This is a genomic window from Staphylococcus americanisciuri (genome assembly GCF_024814435.1).
Taxonomy (GTDB): Bacteria; Bacillota; Bacilli; order Staphylococcales; family Staphylococcaceae; genus Staphylococcus; species Staphylococcus americanisciuri.
Genome location: NZ_JANUXY010000007.1, coordinates 85,208 through 108,168 on the forward strand (window position 1 = coordinate 85,208; position 22,961 = coordinate 108,168).

Genomic DNA, 22,961 nt, shown 5'->3' on the forward strand with positions numbered 1-22,961 from the left:
TGAATTATCGTTTATCTATTTTATTTGTAAACCAATCCCCTAAGAATTGAATCACAAAAACGATGACTAAGATTAAAATAGTTGAAACTAAGATGACATCATTTTGATTGCGTGTAAAACCAGTCAAGTACGCTAAGTTACCTAGCCCACCTGCACCGATAACACCGGCAATTGCAGTTGAGCCTACAAGTGCAATTGCTGTAACTGTTATACCAGAGATTAATGCTGGCAAGGATTCCGGAATCAATACTTTCCAGATAATTGTCCATGTATTTGATCCCATTGAACGTGCCGCCTCAATTACACCTTTATCAATTTCTTTAAGCGCAATCTCTACAAGACGTCCATAGAATGGTGAAGCACCAATAATCAATGCTGGTAGCGCGCCTGTTGGTCCACTAATCGTTCTAAAGACTAAGCTTGTAAATGGAATTAACAACAGAATTAAGATGATAAATGGAATCGCTCGGAATAAGTTAACAAAGAATGATACGATACTATAAAATACTCGCCCAGCTTTGGACCTACTCTTAGATGTTAGAAATAATATCACACCTAAAATTAAACCGAGAATAAACGAAAAGATTGTTGCAATGACTGTCATATATAGCGTTTCATATGTTGCTACCCAAACATCTGGCCAACGCACATACGGCATTGTGATCATCTCTTGAAGTATTTCGCTAAAACTTTTACCCATGTCTGATCACCTCTACTTGAATGTTTTGTGTAGCTAAGTCTTGCTGGATATGCTCAAAATTCTGTTGTGAAATCGACGGAATATGAACCAATAAGAAACCAGCAGCCCCTGTTTTGGCTTGCTTAATATTCCCTTCTAAAATATTGACGGTCACATGATGTTTCTGAGCAATATCTGACACGACAGGTTGTGTCGTGTTATCGCCAGAGAATGTAAGCTTGATAACTTTATCATCTTGTCCTAAATCTAAAGTATTTACAATCGCTTCAAAGTCTTGCTTTGGTTGTAAATCTTCTTGCACAAAGCGCTTTGTTACCTTATGCTGAGGATTTTCAAATACTTCTGAGACACTGCCTTGTTCGATCACTCGACCATTTTCCATGACAGCCACCTCATCACACACACGACGAATAACGTGCATTTCATGTGTGATGATAATAATCGTCAAGTTTTGTTCTTTTTTCAATTGTAATAATAAATCTAGAATCTCATCTGTTGTTTGTGGATCTAATGCGCTTGTTGCTTCATCGCAAAGTAGTACTTCAGGATCATTGGCAAGTGCTCGTGCTATACCAACACGCTGTTTTTGACCACCTGATAGTTCAGACGGATAAGCATGCTCTCTTCCTGCTAAACCAACACGTGCAACCAATGCTTTAGCCTTTTTTAATGCTTCAGCTTTTGGCACACCAGCAATTTCTAGTGGGAATTTGATGTTTTCAATTACTGTTCTTGACCATAGCAAGTTGAAGTGTTGGAAAATCATGCTTACTTTCTGGCGTTTTTGTCGCAATGCTTGTTTGCTCAATGTGCCAATATTATCACCACCGATAATGACATCTCCCGCAGTTGGTGTCTCTAAATAATTAAAGAGTCTAACCAATGTACTTTTACCCGCTCCAGAAAATCCGATAATCCCGTAAATAGTACCTTTATCAATATTGAGATTCACGTGATCAACAGCAGTCACAGTTTTGGATTTGCTCTCATATTTTTTAACAATATTTTTCAACTCGATCATGTTGCTCCTCCTTTGTTCAAAGCATTTCCCTCATAATTCAAAAACAAAAATTGCCTTCTCTTTTTGTAATGAAAGAGAAGGCAATTTTGAAAGTACCATTCTCTCATCTTCAAAAGTTTAAAACAACTTTATGTGACTTGGCACCATTTCTATTCCTAGACGGTTGCCGGGCTTCAAAGGGCACATCCCTCCACCACTCTTGATAAGAGTTTTCTGAATATTGAATTGTTTAAATCTTACCACCTTAATCAAATTTCGTCAATGGCTTTTTTTATTTTTTCTAACAAAAACGGAACTGATTGAAATGCGTACAATCTGTCATGTTCTCGATTACGTTTCATAATCAATAATACGGGAACTGATTGTATCTCATGTTCTTGATTAAATATCGGATAATAATTCAAATCGACTTTGGTCAATGGGAGCTTTACAATATTGTTTGCGACATCCAACATTCGTTCTGAAACTTTACATGTACCGCACATAGTTGTATAGCCAAATATAAGATGGATATCTCGATCAAAATATTGTGTAAGTTTTTCTTGAGATTCGTCACGATGCATTATCTACTATTCCTTTTCTATTGATAGTCCTTTGAGCATAGCACTTTTTCATTGTTATCCGCAATATACCTATCTAAAAAACTCGGCTTAGAACGTCATCGTCTAAACCGAGTCAAGTCATATTGTGTATTATTCACCAATCATCGCTTCATAGCTAGCTGCATCCATCAATGCATCTAACTCGCTTTCATCTGTTAACTCAACTTTAACCATCCATGCATTTTCATATGGCGACTCGTTAACAGCTTCAGGTTCATCTTCTAAATTTTCGTTCACTTCAACAATCTTACCAGAAACAGGAGAATACAATTCTGATACCGTTTTAACTGATTCAACGCTACCAAATGTATCACCTTCAGATACTTCATCGTCAACTTCAGGAAGTTCAACAAATACGATATCGCCTAATTCATTTTGTGCAAAATCAGTAATACCAATAATTGCTGTATTTCCTTCAACTTTTACCCATTCATGCTCTTTTGAATACTTTAAATTGCTTGGCACTGCCACTGAAATCCCCTCCAATTGTTAGTGATATATTTATCATGACACATTGATGTATTTCTATCAACTATTTTCTTATAACCATGTATCACGATAAGTTTCTTCTTTAAAGCCAACTGTCACTTTATCGCCCAATACAGCTAATGGTCGCTTAACTAACATGCCATCTGAAGCTAATAATGCAAGCATCTCATCTTCTGACAAAGTACCAAGTTTTTCTTTCAAGTTCAACTCGCGATATTTAGCACCATGTGTATTAAATAGTTTTTTCAATTCAATCCCAGTTGTCTCCACAATTTGTTGAAATTCTTCTTTTGTTGGTGTGTGTTGTACAATATCAATCGGTTCAAAGCTAACACCATGTTCTGTTAAAAACTTAGCTGCTTTTTTACATGTTGTACAATTTTTATATTGATAAAACTTTATCATATGAACGCCTCCTATAATGACTTAACTTAAATATAACAAAGGTTTGAAAAAATTGCTCTTTATATAAATTCTGTTAACTTATATTGTGTATAATACGCTTTCTTATCCTCTACTGCAAGTTACAATTCGCATGACTTCTCCTTATAAGTTCGCTATAATGAGCATACGAAAGAATAAGAGGAGGTATTTTTCATGCAAGCAGTTAAAGATATTGCACAATTCAATGAGGTTATCCAAAGTTCAGAACCGGTTATTATTAAATTCGAAGCAGGCTGGTGCCCTGATTGTAAAGTAATGGACATGTGGATTGATCCAATTGTTGAAAAATATAATGACTATTCATGGTATGTTGTAGACCGTGACGAAGTAGAAGAAGCAGCAGTAAACCACGATGTAATGGGAATTCCAAGCATTTTAATCTTCCAAAACGGCGAAAAACTTCACCACTTACACTCTGCAAATGCAAAATCACCTGAACAAGTTGAGAACTTCTTAGCAGAGAGTTTGGGTAAATAACAAAACACCGCATATGAAGCAGGAAATTGATGTCCTGTCCATATGCGGTATTTTTTTAAATATAATCTGTAATAAGTCCTCGGTTTTGTCTTTCGCATCTTTTCATTTTATCTTCATCTTGTAAATCGGTTAAATAAATAAAACCTACAAGGCGTTCATCAGGTAGTACAGTAAATGCTTGACGTACTTTCGGATTGAAAATATATTGTGGTGTCTTCCAACAAGTACCGATACCTTGTTCATACAAAAGTAATAATAAATTTTGAGCAAATGCACCGACTGCCAAATAGTTTTCATTCTCTTCACGTTGGCGTGCATCACATTTCATAATCAATGCAATAAATCCACCAAGTTTCGTTACAGCATCATAATGACTCTGTTGTTTCTCAGCCTCTCTTGGAAAAGCATATTTTGAAATCTCTTGACTCATCACACCCAACTTATGTTTAGGTACGTATACAACACGCCATGGTTCTCTCATACCATGGTTTGGTGCTTCTGCAGCATCTATTAAAGCTTGACGCACGGCCACGTCATCTATATGCATATCATGCTTGAATTTTTTGATACTTCTTCGATACTTAATAGCGTCTTGAAGTTCCATCTCTATTTCCCCCTTATTGATTGATAATGATTATCAATTATACGCAAAATCGCATTAATTATCAATTATCTCAAACAGCTTAACTGTCTCAAAAAGCTGCTTTACAGGAACTTGCCCCGGTGCTACAGCTGTATCTAATGCACCGAATGTTAAACACCCACCAAAAGTTGCTTGTGCTGTTCGTGTAATCAACCCAAGATGTGACATCGAAATGCCTGTAACCCACTCCGTTAGTGCATCACTCGCTTCTGACACTGCTTGCAGTAACACTAAAACGTCCTGACGATTTTGTGGCATCACTGCAATTTTCAAGTGACTAGCTTGCATCTGTGATAGATGGAAATACGTCTTCTTTAATACGTCTAAAGATGGTGTTTCGTCAAAATTATGATATGAGGCTACAATCATACCACCTTGAGCAATAATCTTACTGCAAAGATCCAGCCGATTCACAGTTGGTGTCCATTCAACATCGACAAAATCTACTTGCGGAACCTTACTGATATCCACTAACAGTTGCTGATAATCTGATTCGTCCAATCCCCCAGTCCCCCCTTGACTTTGAGTACGATACGTTACCAACAATTGAAAATCACCTTCAAGTTGCTTTATTGTCGCAACCATCTGTGACACACTTTCTACATCACACTGTGGAATGGCATCAATACGCAGCTCCAAAATATGAAAATACGCTATATTTTCAGTTACCTTTGCTAATTCTGCAGAGGTTAATGTTCGCGCAGTCGGCATAAGACTTGCTACAATTTGTGACTTCACATCATTCACCTTTTCTTCTTATGGATTGACAATATGTTCAGCTGTCTGATTCTTAATATATGATAATACCTCATCTAATGGTATATCAACTAAATTTTGCACTGCTTCATCTGTATAGAAAGCGACATGTGGCGATATAATCACATCATCACGTTCTAATAAATGACTTAACACAGGATCTTCTAACGGTTTATTCGTCCAATCATTTTTAAAATAAGGGCCTTCATTCTCGTACGTATCGATTGCTGCACCGGCAATAGTCTTGTCATCTAACTTTCTGATCAACGCCTCTGTATCCAACACAATCCCTCTCGCTGTGTTCACGACAAGCAGCCCTGCTTTTGCTTGATTCAACACTGCCTCATTCACTAGATATTTATTTTCCGGTGAACCTGGAATGTGCAATGTCAGTACATCAATATCTTTTACTAATTCTTCCAACGAGTCCACATATGTTAAGATACCTTCTAGCTCTGAATTCGGTGCAATATCGTAGGCATAGACTTGGGCACCAAAACCGTGGAAGATTTTCGCAACACGACTGCCGATGCGCCCTGTTCCAAGCACACCGATTTTTAATGATTCAATCGTGCGTCCTTGCACCGCTAAATCCCATGTAAAGTCTTGCAAGGCAACATTGCGATCAATACGATGTGTGTGACGAACCAATGCCAATGTTCTCGTAACCGCAAATTCAGCAATAGATTGCGGTGAATAACTTGGCACATTCGATATTTTAATACCCGCTTCATTTGCTGCTGGCAAGTCATACATATCAAAACCAGCTGAACGTTGTGCAATATGATGAATGCCGTTTTGTGCTAATACTTGAAAATATTCCGGATTAAAATGTGTCGTTTGTGAGATGGACACACCATCAATATCTGCCAGTTGTTCTAAATGCTTTCCTTCCAAACTATCTTCAGTCAGCACGACTTCTACTTCATCTGCATGCCGTTCAATCCATTGTTGCAATGCTGCTTGCTCATCAACTCTTACATCAAATACTTTAATTTTTGTCATACTATCCACCTCTTAGTTATCAGTCTTTTCAGAATAAAATAACTATATCGCATATTTAATGTTTTGAAAAGGCAAAATCATTTGCAATGCACCTTATGAATAGTATAATGAAGTCACAATTTTTAAGGAGGATATAATTATGGCAACAATTTATGAAACAACTGCAACTAATATTGGAGGTCGCAAAGGTACTGTTTCTACTGATGATAAAGCGCTTGACTTACAAATCACACCTCCCGATAATACAGACACAGATTCAACAAATCCTGAACAATTATTCGCTGCAGGTTATGCATCATGTTTCAACGGTGCATTCGACTTAATTTTAAAGCGCAACAAATTCCGTAATGCTGAACCTGTCGTAGCGATTACAGTTCGCTTAGTAGATGATTCAGAATCAGAAAGCCCAAAACTTGAAGTAGACATTCATGCTAAAGTTAAAAATATGAGCCAAGAAGATGCTGAAAAATCTTTAGAAGAGGCACATGCTTTCTGTCCATACTCAAAGGCCATTAATGGCAATGTTGACGTTGCTCTAAGTGTTGAAGTGGTAGAGTAATAACTGCTGTTATATACAAAAACAGGATATGCTAACGACAAAGTTAGCATACCCTGTTTTTATTTTATTGCTTTTTATGATTGGTAGATAAATGATTTTTTAAAAATTCTGATGGCGTCATATCAAATGTTTTTTTGAAATTTTTCAAGTACGATTCATATGATTTAAAACCATAGTCTTTCCAAATATCTTGGTCAAATCCTAATGTTACAATGTCTGATGCAACATTATACATTTTAATTTTACGTATATACTTCAATAGCGGAATATTTAATGTTTCAGAAAATAATCTTGACAGATAACTTGCATTCACAAAAAAATGCTCGGCTATTTTACTGACCGTCAACTGGCTTTTGTAATTCTCATTAATATAATGCAACACATTGACAATGAGTGGATTGGTAACATTAGAGTAATTATTATTGTAACCACCTAAATGTATAAAATTAATCAACCGTATCATATGTAAATCTGTCGCAAACTTAGCTGTATCGTTACCAGTACGAATAATGTTAAGAATTTCCTGTTTGATTGCTGCATCAATATCCTCTACTTCTAATTCTTTGGCATACGCTTGATTAGAATTCAACAACGAAAACCTATTAAAGCTACGTTTATTGATTGTTAACTCTAACACTTCTCCATTGTTATTAAGAATAATCGGTGGTGAGAAGGGTTTCACCAAAAAGAATTGATCCTCTCTAAATACTTTGACTGTTTGATTTTTGTTGATTTCCACTTCACCAGACAATATATAATATATAACAATATGTTCAAAACTGGACTGTATGTTCAAATTATCGCTCAAAATTCGTTGTTTATAATCCATAGCTCTCCCCTTTTCACATTCATGAGATTGGACAAAAGCACTCAAGATTTAAACAGAATGGGTATACAATCATCGACTAGCATTCACAAATATCTCATACACTGCTAATCAGCTTGGCTAAAATACCGCACTGAAAGATGATGAAATAATGCTATACACACTTTTTCGATGATTATGACTCTGTTAAAATCACACTTTTGGGACACCGCTACTTATTAGTCTCGTAGAGCATAAATTAATCATGCCTCAACCTCGTTCATTCAATAAACACCCACTCATCGATGTTATGTTTGAAAATACGACAAGAACAAACCACTCCTCACGTCGTCACTAACTAAGTCTCAAAATAATACAAAGATAGAATCAATAAACCCTAATACTTTAAGTCAACTATTTGATTGTAGCTAATAGGGGCTATTACGTCACTTAATATAAAGTTAAAAAGCACCGAAACATCAGATTCTAACAAACTTTATTTCTTATTTCCAGCACCTTTTTAGTTTTTACAATAACTTATTTAAAATTTTTACAAACAAACATTTTTATAATGAGTGATTATTTTTTGATTTTACATTAAATTTCGTCGACTTTATTGACATGATAATCTCTATTTTTTACTATGTTACTTTTTATATACAATTGTTCTATATTGAAACCAGTGGGAAGCTCATAAAATGTGAAAATTCGCTATATAATAAGCTAGAGAATCTTGTGTCATATTATAAAGTTCACAATAAAATGATGTGGATAGCACTAACTGAAATCAAAATAGGCTTTTCCAAGTTTTTTCTCCTCGCAATTTAGTTTCGATATATCATCATGCAGTTCTATGATAAGTCCAGCGCTCTTTGTTTTAATCTTTTTGACACCCGCACCGCCAGTTTAGAGGGAAGTAATCTTAGTTTATCCCTCCATGATTGCTAGCCTTTCAATTCAAAAAATAAAAGCCCACAACCACAACGGTCATAGGCTTAGGTAGTGGAGACGGCGGGATTTGAACCCGCGTCCAAAGGTCCTGATACAAATGTTTCTACGTGTGTAGTCTATCGATAAATTTCGCATCATGCAAGGTGACAGACAACCAACACGATACTAGTTTGATTAAGCTCTCCACGTCAGACTTCAAACGGCAGTGACGTGTGTAGCCTACTTCAGTTGAATCACGTTAACCGCACATAGGCGATGCGGTTAGGTGATGCAGAGTGCGCTTAGGCAGCTACTGCTAAGTTATTGTTAGTTTTGCCAGTTATTATAAACTGAGTGTGTTGATGACGGAGCCAACCCTCCGACACGCTTCATAAGCTCGGGGGACCCCTGTCGAATCCATAAACGTCCCCATGCGTATATAATGTGCTTTATTTCTATCAAAGCACATTATATCATAACAAATATTACAGCACGGCGCAATATTTAGTATTTATGCGACATTGCACGTGCCATATCACGTTTAACTGCTTTTTCTTTTAAAGATTGACGCTTGTCGTACTTTTTCTTACCACGTGCAATACCTAACAGGACTTTGCAGTTACCATGCTTCAAATAAAGTTTGAGTGGCACAATAGCGTAACCAATCTCACGTGTACGCTCTCCTAGTTTTAGGATTTCACGCTTATGCAGTAATAGTTTGCGTGAACGGAGTGGGTCATGGTTAAAGCGATTGCCTTCCTCATATGGCGCAATGTGCATGTTCTGTAGATAAATCTCGCCATTTTTTACTTGCGCATAGCTATCTTTCAAGTTTGCACTACCGCGTCGAATTGATTTAATTTCTGTACCTTGTAACACAATGCCCGCTTCAATCGTATCCTCTATCTGATAATCATGTCTTGCTTTACGATTTTCTGCTAAGGTTCCTTTGCCTGACTTTTTCGCCACGGGGATTCACCTCAACTTATTTTTTCTTTCGTCGTGCTTTTTTCTTAATACTTTTGTCTTTATAAAAAGGCTTGTTTTTAGACTTGCCTTGTTGACGTTCATTCTTACCTTTTCGCTGCTTACGCTTTTTCTTGTTGTCATTCTTACCTTTGAATTGCTTGCCTTTCGTCTTGATTTGAATCGTCTTGCCTTGCTGCTTGATATCACGACTGCCCTTCAAATCAATTGGCATACCGACAACTTGGAAATCAATTTGACGTTCATCAACATCTACATGTACGACCTTCACTTTAATTGAATCACCAATGCGATAAACGTGCGCTTTATGTTCACCAATCAGCGCCATATGATGCTCATCAAAGTTATAATAATCATCAGTCATATTTTGAATACTAACGAGTCCTTCAATTGTATTCGGCAATTCAATAAACATACCAAAATTGGCAACGGAACTAATAACACCCTCAAACTCATCACCAATGTGCTGAATCATGTACTCTGCCTTCTTCAACTCATCTGTGTCTCGTTCCGCCTCAATTGCACGACGTTCACGATTTGACGTGTGTGTTGCAATCTCAGGCAGTCTTTCTTCCCACTGGTGCATCGCTTTTGAATCCATTGACTGCTCAATCAAATATTTACGAATTAGGCGATGTACGATTAAATCAGGATAACGACGAATTGGTGATGTAAAATGTGTATAATAATCTGCCGCCAAGCCAAAATGTCCGAGATTATCCGCTTCATAGCGTGCCTGTTGCATCGAACGTAACATCATGGTTGCAATAACACGATCTTCTGGACGACCAGACGTCGTTTCAGCAATATTTTGTAACGTACTTGGATGAACCGCTTCACCTGTACCATTAACCATAATACCAAAGTTCGTAATAAAGTCGAAAAATTGGCGTAGTCGTTCTGACTTAGGTTGTTCATGTATACGATATAAAAATGGTACATCTTTCTTATTAAAATGCTCAGCAATCGTTTCATTCGCCGCAAGCATAAACGACTCAATCAATCGCTCTCCCTCACCACGTTCACGAACAGTCACCGCTTCAGGCAAGCCCTCAGCATTGACATGTACTTGTGCCTCAGGAATATCAAAATCAATCTCACCACGACGTTGACGCATCGCAATCAAACGATTAGACAGCTCCTGTGCCAAGTCTAACATTGGTGTCACATGTGCATAATGTTGACGAACCGCCAAATTGCGTTCTGTGATTATCTCATTTACCGCATCATATGTCATACGTGCATCTGAATGAATCACACTATCGAAAATTTCATGACGCACCACTTCGCCTCGCTCATTAATCTCCATGCGACAACTCATCGTTAAACGGTCAACGTTAGGATTCAATGAACAAATACCATTACTGAGTCGATGTGGAATCATCGGAATAACACGGTCAACAAGATAAACACTTGTCGCACGATCGTATGCTTCACGATCCAATGCACTGCCTTCCTTAATATAATAACTCACATCTGCAATGCTTACCGTTAATTCGATGTGGCCATTATCAAGTTGTTTCAGTGCAATCGCATCATCCAAGTCTTTGGCATCCGCCCCATCAATGGTGATTGTTAAGTCATCTCTTAAATCTCGACGCCCCTTAATCTCGTCAGCTGTAATAGCATCTGGAATCGCTTCTGCTTCTTTCAACACATCATCTGGAAATTCAATCTCAATACCATGTTGATAAATAATTGATAAAATATCAACACCGGGATCATTTTTGTGTCCTAAAATAGCTGACACATGCCCTTCTGGATTATTCGTTCCATCTGAATACTGAGTGATTTGTACGAGTACTTTATGCCCTTCTACCGCACCTAAATCGTGTCCTTTAGGTATAAAGATATCTTGCATAATGCGTTTATCATCAGGAATGACGAAGCCGAAGTGACGCGCCTCTGAAAATGTCCCAACCACTTGTTGTACGGCATGACGTTCAATTGCTTTGACTTCTCCTTCAAACTTACCTTTACGATGATCGCTACGAGACTTTTGTACTTCTACAACAACCGTATCACCGTCCATCGCATAATGAATCTTGCTTGGCGGTATAAAAATATCTTCCATCTCTTCTGTTTCTGGGCGTAAAAATGCAAAGCCCTTTTTATTCTGACTTAAAGTACCTCTAACCAATCCAGATTTTGGCACTTTCTTCTGATAACGATCTTGTTTTGTGCGCACTACAAGCCCGTTCTGTTCCAACTCATTCAGCACCTTGATTAAGTCACGAAATGATTCTGCACTGCTTAACCCGAGTACATCTTGAAAATCAGATACAGACATCGCTTGGTAATCTTCTTGTCGTATAAGTGTTAAAATTTCTTGTTTTAAATCCATCATGTGCCTCCTTTCCTATGAAACTCTTATCTGTCACTGTGTCTTATTCAGACCAATCCAGTGACTCTAAAAATTGATAGACTTCTTCAAATACTTGTTCTTTTTCTTTATCGATTGTAATAACATGACCCGAATTATGATACCATGAGATTTTTTTCGTCTCAGAAATGGCGTTATCATAAATAACATTCGCTGAGTCTGTGTTAATCATTTCGTCATGTTCCGCTTGGATGACTAATAATGGATCCATTACTTCATCTAAGCTATCTCGCACGCCTTGAATCGTTTGTTGTAATTCTTTTAACGTTTCAGTCGGATGAAATACTTTCATTTCACGTTCGATTGTCTCAGTGTCCTTACCTTCATAACGTTTAAAGTTACGCGCATAATCCAAAAAGCCTTCGAACATAGAACCTTCAGTTTTAATATAAGCTGGTGCACACATCGTTACAATACCCTTTACATCACGATTTAAGCTTAATTTCAAAGCAAAAACGCCACCTAAGGATAAACCAGCAACAGCAATCTCATCATAGCCTTGATCTACCAGATAATCATAACCGTCCAATGCATCTTTGAACCACACATGTGGACTGGATTGCAAAATTTCTTCTGGTGGTGCTGCATGTCCTTCATAATGTGGTGCATGTGATGTGTATCCCTTTTTTTGAAGGTAACGCCCAAGTTGACGCACGTCTGAGCTATTCCCAGTAAAACCATGTAACAACAAGACTGCACGCTTTCCTCCCTCAAATAAAAATGGCTTTGGAAGTTGAATTTTCATACTAAAACCGCATCCTTTCGCAATGACATCATATAATTACATTCTAGCGATTTACAAATCACCGTACAAATAAAAAAGTCCGACTACACAACTGTCGGACTCTACATATTAAAGTAACTGATACCTAACATTAATACAAAGAAAATAATTGATAGTACAATTGTCAATCTATGCAAAAATAAATCTATACCACGTTGTTTTTGTTTACCAAATAATTGCTCAGCCCCACCACTAATGGCACCTGATAAGCCGTTACTCTTACCTTCTTGCAATAAAACAACCGTGATGAGTGCGATACAGTCAATAATTAGTAATACAACAATAAAAGTATGCATCAGATTGTCCTCCATTCATCATATACGAAAGCTATTTTAACACATTATTTGCATTACGACAATGCTGACTATCGATTGAATGTTGTTTTACGCTTCACACTCATTGTAATCATCATTGCAACAACAATGATTGAACCGATAACCGCAACACCATATGGTACTAATGCAAAGAAACCTTTGACATGAAAAATCGCACTATACAATAATGGTGGATTCAACAATGCATTAAATATTTGTGAGATAAATACTGCCAGCATAAACCACCATAGATATGGATGCTGAAACTTGATTGCTACAACGCCAGCTGAGTATGCAAGAATGTATAAAATCCCTGTATAGCGCAAACTATTATTAATCGCATTAATCGAGTTTTGCGTTACTTTGTTTCCTGACTGCTCGAGCATATAGCCAATCACATGATTATCCACAATGACAACTTGATGTACGACGAGACAAACCGCAAATAAAAATGAAACATATGCTAATAATTTTCCCGTATTATTGGCACGCATCTCTGTGTCTGTATGTTGAGACATAACGATATTCCTCCATGTTAATATAACATCACTATACCAAATTCATGCACTAAATAAAATACAGAGCACTACCGAAATCTAAGTTTTAGTTAAAATTCCCCGCAGTAATCTTTACATTTATTATTTTAAATGCCTTTTATTGATTTGAACCATGCATACGGTTCATTGACATATGTCCATAATAAAGCATAGTAAGCGGTTCAAAAGTGAGATCCATTCCACCTGTATTCACCCCACCACAAAAGCTGAACAGCCAATAAAACTAGGTACTTATACTTATCTTGCCACCACAGAAGCTGAAGAGCTAAAAAAGCACCGGACTTATACGCCCTAAAGCGCATAAGTCCGATGCTCCTATTTAAGATAACAATCTTATTTATCTAAGTTGTAGAAAGATTTGATACCTTCATATTTAGCTGTTTCGTATAATTCATCTTCAATACGTAATAATTGGTTGTATTTCGCAATACGGTCTGTACGTGATAATGAACCAGTTTTGATTTGACCCGCATTTGTTGCAACAGCAATGTCCGCAATTGTTGTATCTTCTGTTTCACCTGAACGGTGTGATACGACAGCTGTGTAACCAGCTTTTTGAGCCATTTCGATTGCTTCAAATGTTTCAGTTAATGTACCGATTTGGTTAACTTTGATTAAGATTGAGTTACCGATGTTGTTCTCGATACCTTTTTCTAAGATTTCAGTGTTTGTTACGAATAAGTCATCCCCGACTAATTGAACACGATCACCAATACGTTCTGTTAATAATTTCCAACCGTCCCAGTCGTTTTCATCCATACCGTCTTCGATAGAAATGATTGGATATTTGTTAACTAATTCTTCTAAATAGTCAACTTGTTCAGCAGCTGTACGTTTAGCGCCTTTATCGCCTTCGAATTTCGTGTAATCATAAATACCGTCTTCATAGAATTCTGATGATGCACAGTCGAATCCTAAGAATACATCTTCACCTGGTTTGTAACCAGCTGTTTTGATTGCTTCAAGAATTGTTTCTACAGCATCTTCTGTGCCTTCAAATGTAGGCGCAAAACCACCTTCATCACCCACTGCAGTTACAAGACCACGTGATTTTAAGATTTTTGCTAAAGCGTGGAATACTTCTGCACCGATACGTAATGCTTCTTTAAATGTTGGTGCACCTACTGGTAAGATCATGAACTCTTGGAATGCGATTGGTGCATCAGAGTGAGAACCACCGTTAACAATGTTCATCATAGGTGTTGGTAATACTGTTGCGTTGAATCCACCTAAATATTTATATAATGGTTGACCTAAAAAGTCAGCAGCTGCACGTGCGACTGCAATTGACACACCTAGAATTGCGTTGGCACCTAATTTACCTTTGTTTGGTGTACCATCTAATTGGATCATCATTTTGTCAATTGAATTTTGATCTAATACCGCAAATGCGCCTTCCATTAATTCAGGTGCGATGATTTCATTAACGTTTTCAACCGCTTTTTCTACACCTTTACCAAGGTAGCGTGATTTGTCACCGTCACGTAACTCAACTGCTTCATGTTCACCTGTTGATGCACCTGATGGTACGAGTGCACGTCCGAATGCACCACTTTCTGTTAATACTTCTACCTCTACTGTTGGGTTACCACGTGAGTCTAATACTTCGCGAGCGTATACATCTGTAATAATTGGCATAATGATTAAATCTCCTTTTTGTTAAGATACACGAGGTTGTGGCATAACAAGTTAGTATGCTGGGAAACCGATAAACGGTATCCCTACCTCAGTCTATCTTTCATTTTGTCTTCTCAATGTTATTATAACGATTGTGCATCGTTTCTCAAAGTTTTTTAGTGCTGAATCAATGTTTCACCTGTCATCTCTGCTGGTTGTGTAATACCTAGCAAATCGATTAATGTTGGCGCCAAGTCACCTAGACGACCTGTTGAACGCAATGTAACGCCTTCTTTCGTCACAATAACAGGAACTGGGTTAGTTGTATGTGTTGTCATTGGTTGATCATCGTCTGTTAATACTTCATCAGAGTTACCATGGTCAGCTGTGATAATCGCTGTACCACCCATATCGATGATTTTATCAACAACCGCACCTAAGCATTCATCTACCGCTTCGATTGCTTTAATTGTTGGCTCTAACATACCACTGTGACCAACCATGTCTGGGTTAGCAAAGTTAAGGATGATTAAGTCTAAATCACCTTTATCCAACTCTTCTAATAGTGCGTCACGTACTTCATACGCACTCATTTCTGGTTTAAGGTCGTACGTTGCAACTTTTGGTGATGCAATCAAACGACGACGCTCACCTTTAAACTCTTCGTTTTGACCGCCACTCATGAAATATGTCACGTGCGGATATTTTTCAGTTTCAGCAATTCGCAATTGTGTTAAACCATGATCTTGTGCAACTTCACCAATCGTATTTTTCAAGTCTACCTTTTCAAACACGATATGCGCATCAACATGATCGTTGTATTTTGTGAATGTTGCATAGTAAAGATCCTCAACTTGTTCCACCGGGAAGCCGTCGAATGCTTTGTTTGTAAATACTTCTGAAAGTTGTGCTGCTCTGTCAGGACGGAAGTTGTAGAAAATAACAGCGTCACCGTCAGACACGCCATTGTTTTGACCTGTTACAACGAATGGCTCAACAAATTCATCTGTTAGACCAGCTGCGTAGTTCGCTTCGACACCTTCACGTGCTGATGCATATTGCGTTTCACTAAAGCCACGAATAGCGTCATACGCTTTTAATTCACGCTCCCAACGTTTGTCACGGTCCATTGAATAATAACGACCTGACACAGATGCGAATTGACCTACACCGATTTCTTTAAATTTCGCTTCTGTTTCATCGATATATGTTAATGCTGATTTTTGATCAACATCACGGCCATCTAAAAAGGCATGTACGTATACTTTATCAAGACCTTTGCGTTTCGCTAATTCTAAGATCGCAAAAAGATGTTTGTAGTGACTGTGTACGCCACCATCTGATAATAAGCCAAAAATGTGCAACGCTGCATCATTGTTTTTCGCATGATCAATCGCATCATTTAATACGCCATTGTCATAGAAGTCACCGTCAGCAATTGATTTGTTAATACGTGTCAAACTTTGGTACACGATACGGCCAGCACCAATATTCATATGACCTACCTCAGAGTTACCCATTTGACCTTCAGGAAGACCAACATCTAAGCCACTTGCTTCGATTTGCGTTGTTGGATATTTTGCAGCATAGCGATCAAAGTTCGGTTTATGTGCTAATTTAACCGCATTGCCATGTTCTTCTTCACGGTTTGCAAAGCCATCTAAAATAATAAGGGCTGTTGGTTGTTTTGCCATATTATTTTGCACCTTCTAACAATTGAACGTAGTCTTTCACTTTCAATGAAGCACCACCGACTAATGCACCGTCGATGTCTGTTTCTGCCATATATTCTTTGATGTTATTTGGTTTTACACTACCACCGTATTGAATGCGTACTGCTTGTGCTACGTCGTCGTTAGTTAACTTAGCAACTGTTGCACGCACAGCTGCACACATTTCGTTGGCATCTTTAGCTGTTGAAGATTTACCTGTACCGATTGCCCAAATTGGTTCATATGCAATCACAAGTTCTTTCACTTGTTCTTCAGATAAACCTGCTAATGCTTTTTCAACTTGACCTTCAACGATTGCGTTTGCTTTACCTTGTTCACGCTCTTCGTCAGTTTCACCAACACAGATAATTGGTGTCATACCATGTTTAAATAAAGCATGTGCTTTTTTATTAATATCTTCGTCAGTTTCGTGGAATAAGTCACGGCGTTCTGAGTGACCGATTACAACATAGCTCACACCTAAGTCAGCTAATGCCACAGGTGATGTTTCACCAGTAAATGCGCCGCTCTCTTCAAAGTACGTATTTTGTGCACCAATTTTCAAACCAGGTGCAACGCCTTCTTTTGTTAAAGTAACTAACGCGTCTAATTGAATTGTTGGTGCACAGATGACTGCTTCTACTTCGTTTGTATCTGGCAATGCTGGTAGTGCGTTGACAAAGTCTTTCGCTTCTTGAACTGTTTTGTTCATTTTCCAGTTACCTGCAATAATTGGTTTTCTCACTTATATCACTCCTAGTTTGTTAATATCTTAGCCTTACAAAGATCCAGCAATTAAACACTATCACCATTCGTTGTAAAGCTCGGCATGGGCTGTGTTATCATGCGTTTGTATGTTGGAAGTGGGACAGGAATCTTATTGTTCTAAAAAGATTCCGTTGTCCCAGTCCAACCTCAGTGCCCTATCTCAATCATTTATTTGTTTGCGATTGCTTTAATGCCTGGTAATTCTTTACCTTCTAAGTACTCAAGTGATGCACCGCCACCAGTTGAAATATGTGTGAAATCATCTTCAAAGCCTAATTGCATTGCTGCTGCAGCTGAATCGCCACCACCGATGATTGTTGTTGCGTCTTTTAACTCAGCAATTGCTTCACACACACCAATTGTACCTTGTGCAAAGTTACTGAATTCAAAGACACCCATTGGTCCATTCCATACAACTGTATGCGCACCTTCAAGTTGTTGTTTGAACAATTCAACTGTCTTAGGTCCGATGTCTAGTGATTCTTGATCTTCTGGAATTTCGTCGACAGATACTTCTGTAATCTCAGCATCGTTAGAGAATTCTTTTGCTACTTTACCGTCAACTGGTAAGACAATTTGATCGCCTGCACGTTCAAGTAAATCTTTAGCAAATTCAATTCTATCTGCTTCTAATAAAGAAAGACCGATTTCTTTGCCTTGTGCTTTTAAGAATGTGTATGCCATGCCGCCACCGATTAGAACTTTGTCAGCAATGTTGAGTAAGTTTTCAATTACACCGATTTTGTCGGATACTTTTGCGCCACCAAGAATGGCCACAACAGGTTTATCAGGGTTTTCAACGACACCACCGATAAATTTAATTTCTTTTTCCATTAAGAAACCTGCAACCGTTTCAAGATGTGTTGAAATACCAACGTTTGATGCGTGTTCACGGTGTGCTGTACCGAATGCATCGTTAACGAAAACATCACCTAAAGATGCCCAGTATTTACCAAGCTCAGGATCGTTTTTAGATTCTTTCTTACCATCTACGTCTTCGAAACGTGTGTTTTCAAACATTAAAATTTCACCTTCATTTAACGCTTGAATTGCAGATTCTAACTTTTCACCACGTGTTTCAGGAATAAACGTAACTTCTTTATCTAACTTTTCGGATAAGCGTTTTGCAACAGGTGCTAATGATAACTTGGCTTTGTCGCTTTCTTCTTTCACTTTACCTAAGTGTGAGAATACAACGACTTTACCACCTTGTTCAAGAATATATTGCAATGTTGGCAATGCTTGAACAATACGGTTATCGTTTGTAATTTCGCCATCTTTCATTGGCACGTTAAAGTCTGCACGTACAAGAACCACTTTCCCTTTTAACGCTACATCAGTTACATCTTTTTTTGCCATTTTTAAAATCCTCCTCAAAACAATCGTTTATTTCAGTTTAAACCATATCTTGCTTTTTATTAAGAATTTTATTACTTACCTTCTATACTTTCCTTTTAAAATAGGCGGAGAAGCGTTTGTGCTCCCCCGCCTACTATCAAACTACACATCTGTTAGAAGCATGCACCGCGTACTTGCTTAACTTGTGATATCACACGCTTATTTTGCGTGGTCTGCTAAATATTCTAAAGTACGTACTAATTGTGCAGTGTATGACATTTCGTTATCATACCAAGAAGCCACTTTAACTAATTGACGGTTACCAACAGTCATTACACGTGTTTGTGTTGCATCGAATAATGCACCGAAAGTCATACCTACTACGTCAGAAGATACGATTTCGTCTTCAGTGTAACCGAATGATTCGTTTGTAGCGTCTTTCATAGCTTGGTTTACTTCTTCAACTGTTACTTCTTTTTCAAGAACAACTGTTAATTCAGTTAATGAACCTGTTGCTACTGGTACACGTTGTGCGCCACCGTCTAATTTACCAGCGATTTCTGGAATTACAAGACCAATTGCTTTTGCAGCACCTGTTGAGTTAGGAATGATGTTTTCTGCAGCTGCACGTGCACGACGTTTGTCGCCTTTACGGTGTGGTGAGTCTTGTGTATTTTGGTCACCAGTGTATGCGTGAATTGTAGTCATAAGACCTTCAACGATACCAAATGAATCTTGTAATGTTTTTGCAACTGGTGCAAGTGAGTTTGTTGTACATGATGCACCAGAAACAACTGTTTCAGAACCATCTAATAATTCATGGTTAACGTTGTATACAATTGTTTTAACGTCGCCTTGACCAGGAGCTGAGATTAATACTTTTTTCGCACCTGCTTCGATATGTGCTTCAGCTTTTTCTTTAGATGTGAAGAAACCTGTACATTCAAGTACTACGTCTACACCTAAGTCAGCCCATGGCAATTTTGAAGGTTCTGGTTCTGAGAATGATTTTACTTCTTTACCATTCACACGGAAACCTCCGTCGATTACTTCTACTTCTTCAGTAAAACGTCCTTGCATTGTGTCATATTTTAATAAGTGAGCAAGCATGTCATCGTCTGTTAAATCGTTAACTGCTACTACTTCAATATTTTCTACATCTTGAATTCTTCTAAACGCTAAACGTCCAATTCTACCAAATCCATTAATTGCTACTTTTACTGCCATGTGAGTGGCCTCCTTAAAATAATTTAATTTAATTTTTTAAAAGATCTTGCGTGATAATCTTTGCTGCATACTCATCTGTTACAAGTATGGTATTCTCAGGTGCAATTTCTAAATAAGCTTTGATAGCATTACCTTTCGAACTTCCACCTGCCACAGCAAAAATGTGTGACTTCGATTGCACTTCTTCAAGTTGAAGACCAATCGTTTTTACCTTATAAATGATTTCACCTTGTTGGTTAAAATAATAACCAAAGGCTTCACCAGCGGCATTATGATGTTGAAGTTTTGCGATAACTTCAGGTGTTGACTGTCTACGATTCGCCATTTTCAGCGCATCACCAATGCCGTGTATAATAAATTGTGATTGTCTGATTCTATTTAATGTATTCACCACAGAGGGCTCATGCATTAAATTTTGATACGTTTGTTCGCTTACTTGATCTGGGACATAAAGTGTTGTGTAACTTCCACCTGTACGCTGTGCCATTGTAGAGCATATCGTATTGGCTTGGAAAACAACATTCTCACCGAGTCCGCCACGCGCAGGTACAAACAATACGCTAAACGGAAGCTCTGTCATAGCGTTACTAACTGATGCCATTGTAGAACCCCCAGTAACCGATACAATCGCATCTTCATACAATTGCTTCTCGAGTAACTGTCCTGTAACCCGACCTAACTCAACTTTGACATTTAAATCTGTATCACTATTACCAGGGATAACATGTACGTCTTTAATGTTGTAATGTTCGCGGATCATCTTAGCAAAATGATGTTCGTCTGAATAATGACTGAAATAATCTTGCAGTTGCTTTATTACATCTACACCCTCTGAAGTAAGTGTCATGCCTGTAGGTTTCACCAAAATTAAATTTTGATGTTTCAACAAGTCCGTTTCTGATCTCAATACTCTTTCTGTCAAATTTAAAATTTCACTCAGTGTACGTCGACCAATCGGTTGGTATTTCTGTATTGCTGTCAAAATTGAAAACCGTCGATACATTTTATCTATCAAGTCAGGCACTAATTTTTGTTGCACTTGAATCATACGTTTCAAAAGTTACGCCTCCTTAATAGTGAACAGGGGGTCAACTTCGAGCCACCATAGTGACGTTTTAAGTCCCATCGACTCCAAAAAAATTTATTTCATTTCCTGTTTACAAATACATCATACTACGTTCAATTTAAAAATGCAAGTCAAAAGTAATCCCGCATTTAAATTCACCGGGACAATTTAAGTCCATCTATATTTTTGTAATTCCTATTCTTTTTTTTACATCTTGTATATCTCTTCTTTTTCCAAACTTTCTCCTCTATAGTAAATATGAGGTGATGATATGACCAATACAAATCAACAACCGGAAGTGATAGAACCACATGACCCCCGTTATAAACGCCCTGAAGATTTTAATCATGAATATGCGCAACATACACATCATGTCTATACGCATTCATTCGGTTGTACACCAATAGGATGTCTTCCTGGTTGCTTATTTTCAATTATTGTATCCATTCTTCTAACAGTATTGCTCAACTTATTATTTTAGACTACCAACAAGAGGCAGTTCACCTTCTATAGTGACGTCACTCGTTTGGTTTATATTGTCGTTCCAGCTAAACCCATCTTGATTTAGGGAGTGGGACAGCAATCTTATTTTCCTTAAAAGATTCCGTTGTGCCAATCAGGCAAGGCTGAGTGAGAGTGGAAAAGCATAGGAAATTGTATTCTCACTTTAGATAGTTTTTCTATTAATGTCCAATCTCTTTTGGCATACTAAAAAGAAAAAGGCAGAATGGCTCATCATGCCATCCCACCACCAAAAATGTAGGTTCAAAAAATAAATTAGAGGTTGGAACATCATACCTTTGTACACTGAGTATGTGCCCCAACCTTCCACTCTATCTTAATTTATTTTATTGAGAAGTGTTGTTATCCGGTACTTGCCTTGACTGCGTTTGTGTGGAGGACTGTGATGCTGCTTGTTGTGCTGATTGGCTTGGCTGACTTTGTTGCGTCTGTTGATTTTGCTGTGGTGCTACTTGTTGTTCATGATTGGATGATTGTGATTGTTGAGCATCTTGACGTTCTTTCGAGGCATTATCTGCTTTTTCTTCCTGTGCCTTTTTCTCTGCTTGTTCCGCCGCTTTCTCTTCGGATTCTTTCTTTTGCTTAGAAGCTTGATTTTGACGTTGTTGTTGTGTTGCTTGTTGTTGCGCTTCTCTTGCAGCAGCTTCTCTTTGTTGTTGTTCTATACGCGCTTGTTCTTCGGCAGCTTGGCGTTCTTCTGCTTCACGTTTCTCTTGTTCTTTTTTCTTCTTTAACACTTCTTGCTTTTCTTTTTGTTCCTCAATTTTTTGGTCTTTCAAGCGTTGATCACTTTTATGTGATTGATCAACAAACGCAAAAACTGCAAACACAAGACTTCCTATTAAAAATAGTACGATGATTATACTTAAACAACCACCAAACTTCTTACCTGAGTTTCTACCATCATCTCTATATCTAGGTCCTTGACTACTTCTTTGTGGTACTGCCATATTAATTACTCCTTCTCTTTGCTATCCTTCCAATACGCACTCAATTTTATGCCTCACAATATTATATTAGAAGAAATACTTTACATGATAATCTTACCCTATTGCAAGTAAATCAATCTTTCAATTTTAATTATAACTATTTATTTAGCAATTCGAAATATATTGGGTATAATTGGGTATAAAAAAAGACCGGAATGCTGCATCATTCCAGTCCTACTAAAGGGAGTCAAAATAACCTTCGTTTTGTATATTATGGGGTATACTGTTTAATTAAGAGATGTATTAATTCATTCGAAGGTACTTCC

Annotated in this window: 24 protein-coding genes, 1 other RNA gene and 1 riboswitch; of the genes, 3 read left to right on the plus strand and 22 right to left on the minus strand. The window is 37.7% G+C overall.

The genetic code is table 11. The features are described from left to right. Positions 1–4: 4 nt before the first annotated feature. From NXS11_RS08060 to NXS11_RS08080, 5 genes are all read right to left on the minus strand, one after another. Positions 5–700 (minus strand): methionine ABC transporter permease, encoded by a 696-nt coding sequence (locus NXS11_RS08060; protein ID WP_259200412.1) that lies wholly within the window; start codon positions 698–700, stop codon positions 5–7. After that, entirely contained in the window at positions 693–1,721 is a 1,029-nt protein-coding gene (locus tag NXS11_RS08065; RefSeq protein ID WP_259200413.1) for a methionine ABC transporter ATP-binding protein, read from the minus strand. The genes NXS11_RS08060 and NXS11_RS08065 overlap by 8 nt, the downstream gene beginning before the upstream one ends. A 100-nt stretch (positions 1,722–1,821) precedes the next feature. After that, a riboswitch (SAM riboswitch) is annotated at positions 1,822–1,930 on the minus strand. Between the two features lie 39 nt (positions 1,931–1,969). Next, positions 1,970–2,284, minus strand: a complete 315-nt coding sequence (locus NXS11_RS08070; protein ID WP_259200414.1) for a thioredoxin family protein — start codon at positions 2,282–2,284, stop codon at positions 1,970–1,972. Positions 2,285–2,413: 129 nt separating this feature from the next. Further along, positions 2,414–2,794 carry a glycine cleavage system protein GcvH gene (gcvH, locus tag NXS11_RS08075; protein WP_259200415.1) on the minus strand — a complete coding sequence of 127 codons (381 nt, stop codon included), beginning with the start codon at positions 2,792–2,794 and terminating at the stop codon, positions 2,414–2,416. A gap of 69 nt (positions 2,795–2,863) precedes the next feature. Then, entirely contained in the window at positions 2,864–3,217 is a 354-nt protein-coding gene (locus tag NXS11_RS08080; RefSeq protein WP_259200417.1) for an arsenate reductase family protein, read from the minus strand. A 192-nt stretch (positions 3,218–3,409) separates the two neighbouring features. Here NXS11_RS08080 and NXS11_RS08085 point away from each other — a divergent pair, with 192 nt between their 5' ends. After that, positions 3,410–3,733, plus strand: coding sequence for a thioredoxin family protein (locus NXS11_RS08085; RefSeq protein WP_259200418.1), 324 nt, complete (start codon positions 3,410–3,412; stop codon positions 3,731–3,733). A 55-nt stretch (positions 3,734–3,788) separates the two neighbouring features. On the opposite strand, the gene NXS11_RS08090 is transcribed toward NXS11_RS08085, so the two are convergent. The 3 genes from NXS11_RS08090 to NXS11_RS08100 are packed head-to-tail and all read right to left on the minus strand — an operon-like array spanning position 3,789 to position 6,137. Continuing rightward, positions 3,789–4,337 carry a nitroreductase family protein gene (locus NXS11_RS08090; protein WP_259200419.1) on the minus strand — a complete coding sequence of 183 codons (549 nt, stop codon included), beginning with the start codon at positions 4,335–4,337 and terminating at the stop codon, positions 3,789–3,791. 54 nt (positions 4,338–4,391) lie between these two features. After that, positions 4,392–5,114, minus strand: a complete 723-nt coding sequence (gene aroD / locus NXS11_RS08095) for a type I 3-dehydroquinate dehydratase (protein WP_259200420.1) — start codon at positions 5,112–5,114, stop codon at positions 4,392–4,394. Between the two features lie 18 nt (positions 5,115–5,132). Beyond that, positions 5,133–6,137 carry a D-2-hydroxyacid dehydrogenase gene (locus tag NXS11_RS08100; protein ID WP_259200421.1) on the minus strand — a complete coding sequence of 335 codons (1,005 nt, stop codon included), beginning with the start codon at positions 6,135–6,137 and terminating at the stop codon, positions 5,133–5,135. Between the two features lie 139 nt (positions 6,138–6,276). On the opposite strand from NXS11_RS08100, the gene NXS11_RS08105 reads away from it, so the two are divergent. Beyond that, on the plus strand, positions 6,277–6,696 hold the full coding sequence (locus NXS11_RS08105) for an Ohr family peroxiredoxin (protein ID WP_259200422.1): 420 nt from the start codon (positions 6,277–6,279) through the stop codon (positions 6,694–6,696). Between the two features lie 64 nt (positions 6,697–6,760). On the opposite strand, the gene NXS11_RS08110 is transcribed toward NXS11_RS08105, so the two are convergent. The 13 genes from NXS11_RS08110 to NXS11_RS08170 form a co-directional block, all read right to left on the minus strand. Then, positions 6,761–7,525, minus strand: coding sequence for a helix-turn-helix transcriptional regulator (locus NXS11_RS08110; RefSeq protein ID WP_259200423.1), 765 nt, complete (start codon positions 7,523–7,525; stop codon positions 6,761–6,763). Between the two features lie 976 nt (positions 7,526–8,501). Beyond that, positions 8,502–8,862: a transfer-messenger RNA gene (ssrA, locus tag NXS11_RS08115) on the minus strand. Positions 8,863–8,935: 73 nt separating this feature from the next. Next, positions 8,936–9,400 carry an SsrA-binding protein SmpB gene (gene smpB / locus NXS11_RS08120; protein ID WP_259200425.1) on the minus strand — a complete coding sequence of 155 codons (465 nt, stop codon included), beginning with the start codon at positions 9,398–9,400 and terminating at the stop codon, positions 8,936–8,938. A 16-nt stretch (positions 9,401–9,416) separates the two neighbouring features. Next, positions 9,417–11,762, minus strand: coding sequence for a ribonuclease R (rnr, locus tag NXS11_RS08125; protein WP_259200426.1), 2,346 nt, complete (start codon positions 11,760–11,762; stop codon positions 9,417–9,419). Between the two features lie 43 nt (positions 11,763–11,805). Further along, positions 11,806–12,546, minus strand: a complete 741-nt coding sequence (locus NXS11_RS08130) for an alpha/beta hydrolase (protein WP_259200427.1) — start codon at positions 12,544–12,546, stop codon at positions 11,806–11,808. A 101-nt stretch (positions 12,547–12,647) separates the two neighbouring features. Continuing rightward, a complete protein-coding gene (secG, locus tag NXS11_RS08135) occupies positions 12,648–12,881 on the minus strand; it encodes a preprotein translocase subunit SecG (protein WP_044360909.1) in 234 nt (77 codons plus the stop codon). 68 nt (positions 12,882–12,949) lie between these two features. Then, positions 12,950–13,417 carry a hypothetical protein gene (locus NXS11_RS08140; protein WP_259200433.1) on the minus strand — a complete coding sequence of 156 codons (468 nt, stop codon included), beginning with the start codon at positions 13,415–13,417 and terminating at the stop codon, positions 12,950–12,952. A gap of 372 nt (positions 13,418–13,789) precedes the next feature. Continuing rightward, the gene (gene eno, locus NXS11_RS08145) at positions 13,790–15,094 is read right to left on the minus strand and encodes a surface-displayed alpha-enolase (protein ID WP_259200434.1); all 1,305 of its coding nucleotides are present in this window, start codon (positions 15,092–15,094) and stop codon (positions 13,790–13,792) included. A gap of 155 nt (positions 15,095–15,249) precedes the next feature. Next, positions 15,250–16,767 carry a 2,3-bisphosphoglycerate-independent phosphoglycerate mutase gene (gene gpmI / locus NXS11_RS08150; RefSeq protein WP_259200436.1) on the minus strand — a complete coding sequence of 506 codons (1,518 nt, stop codon included), beginning with the start codon at positions 16,765–16,767 and terminating at the stop codon, positions 15,250–15,252. 1 nt (position 16,768) lies between these two features. Further along, positions 16,769–17,530 (minus strand): triose-phosphate isomerase, encoded by a 762-nt coding sequence (tpiA, locus tag NXS11_RS08155; protein ID WP_259200437.1) that lies wholly within the window; start codon positions 17,528–17,530, stop codon positions 16,769–16,771. A 191-nt stretch (positions 17,531–17,721) separates the two neighbouring features. Further along, on the minus strand, positions 17,722–18,912 hold the full coding sequence (locus tag NXS11_RS08160; RefSeq protein WP_259200438.1) for a phosphoglycerate kinase: 1,191 nt from the start codon (positions 18,910–18,912) through the stop codon (positions 17,722–17,724). Positions 18,913–19,110: 198 nt separating this feature from the next. Further along, complete coding sequence (gene gap / locus NXS11_RS08165) at positions 19,111–20,118, minus strand: type I glyceraldehyde-3-phosphate dehydrogenase (protein ID WP_259200439.1); 1,008 nt, start codon at positions 20,116–20,118, stop codon at positions 19,111–19,113. A gap of 28 nt (positions 20,119–20,146) precedes the next feature. Next, positions 20,147–21,175, minus strand: a complete 1,029-nt coding sequence (locus tag NXS11_RS08170; protein ID WP_259200440.1) for a sugar-binding transcriptional regulator — start codon at positions 21,173–21,175, stop codon at positions 20,147–20,149. 280 nt (positions 21,176–21,455) lie between these two features. On the opposite strand from NXS11_RS08170, the gene NXS11_RS08175 reads away from it, so the two are divergent. Further along, positions 21,456–21,665, plus strand: coding sequence for a hypothetical protein (locus tag NXS11_RS08175; protein WP_259200441.1), 210 nt, complete (start codon positions 21,456–21,458; stop codon positions 21,663–21,665). Positions 21,666–22,032: 367 nt separating this feature from the next. On the opposite strand, the gene NXS11_RS08180 is transcribed toward NXS11_RS08175, so the two are convergent. Beyond that, on the minus strand, positions 22,033–22,656 hold the full coding sequence (locus tag NXS11_RS08180) for a DUF4887 domain-containing protein (RefSeq protein ID WP_259200442.1): 624 nt from the start codon (positions 22,654–22,656) through the stop codon (positions 22,033–22,035). Between the last annotated feature and the right edge of the window lie 305 nt (positions 22,657–22,961).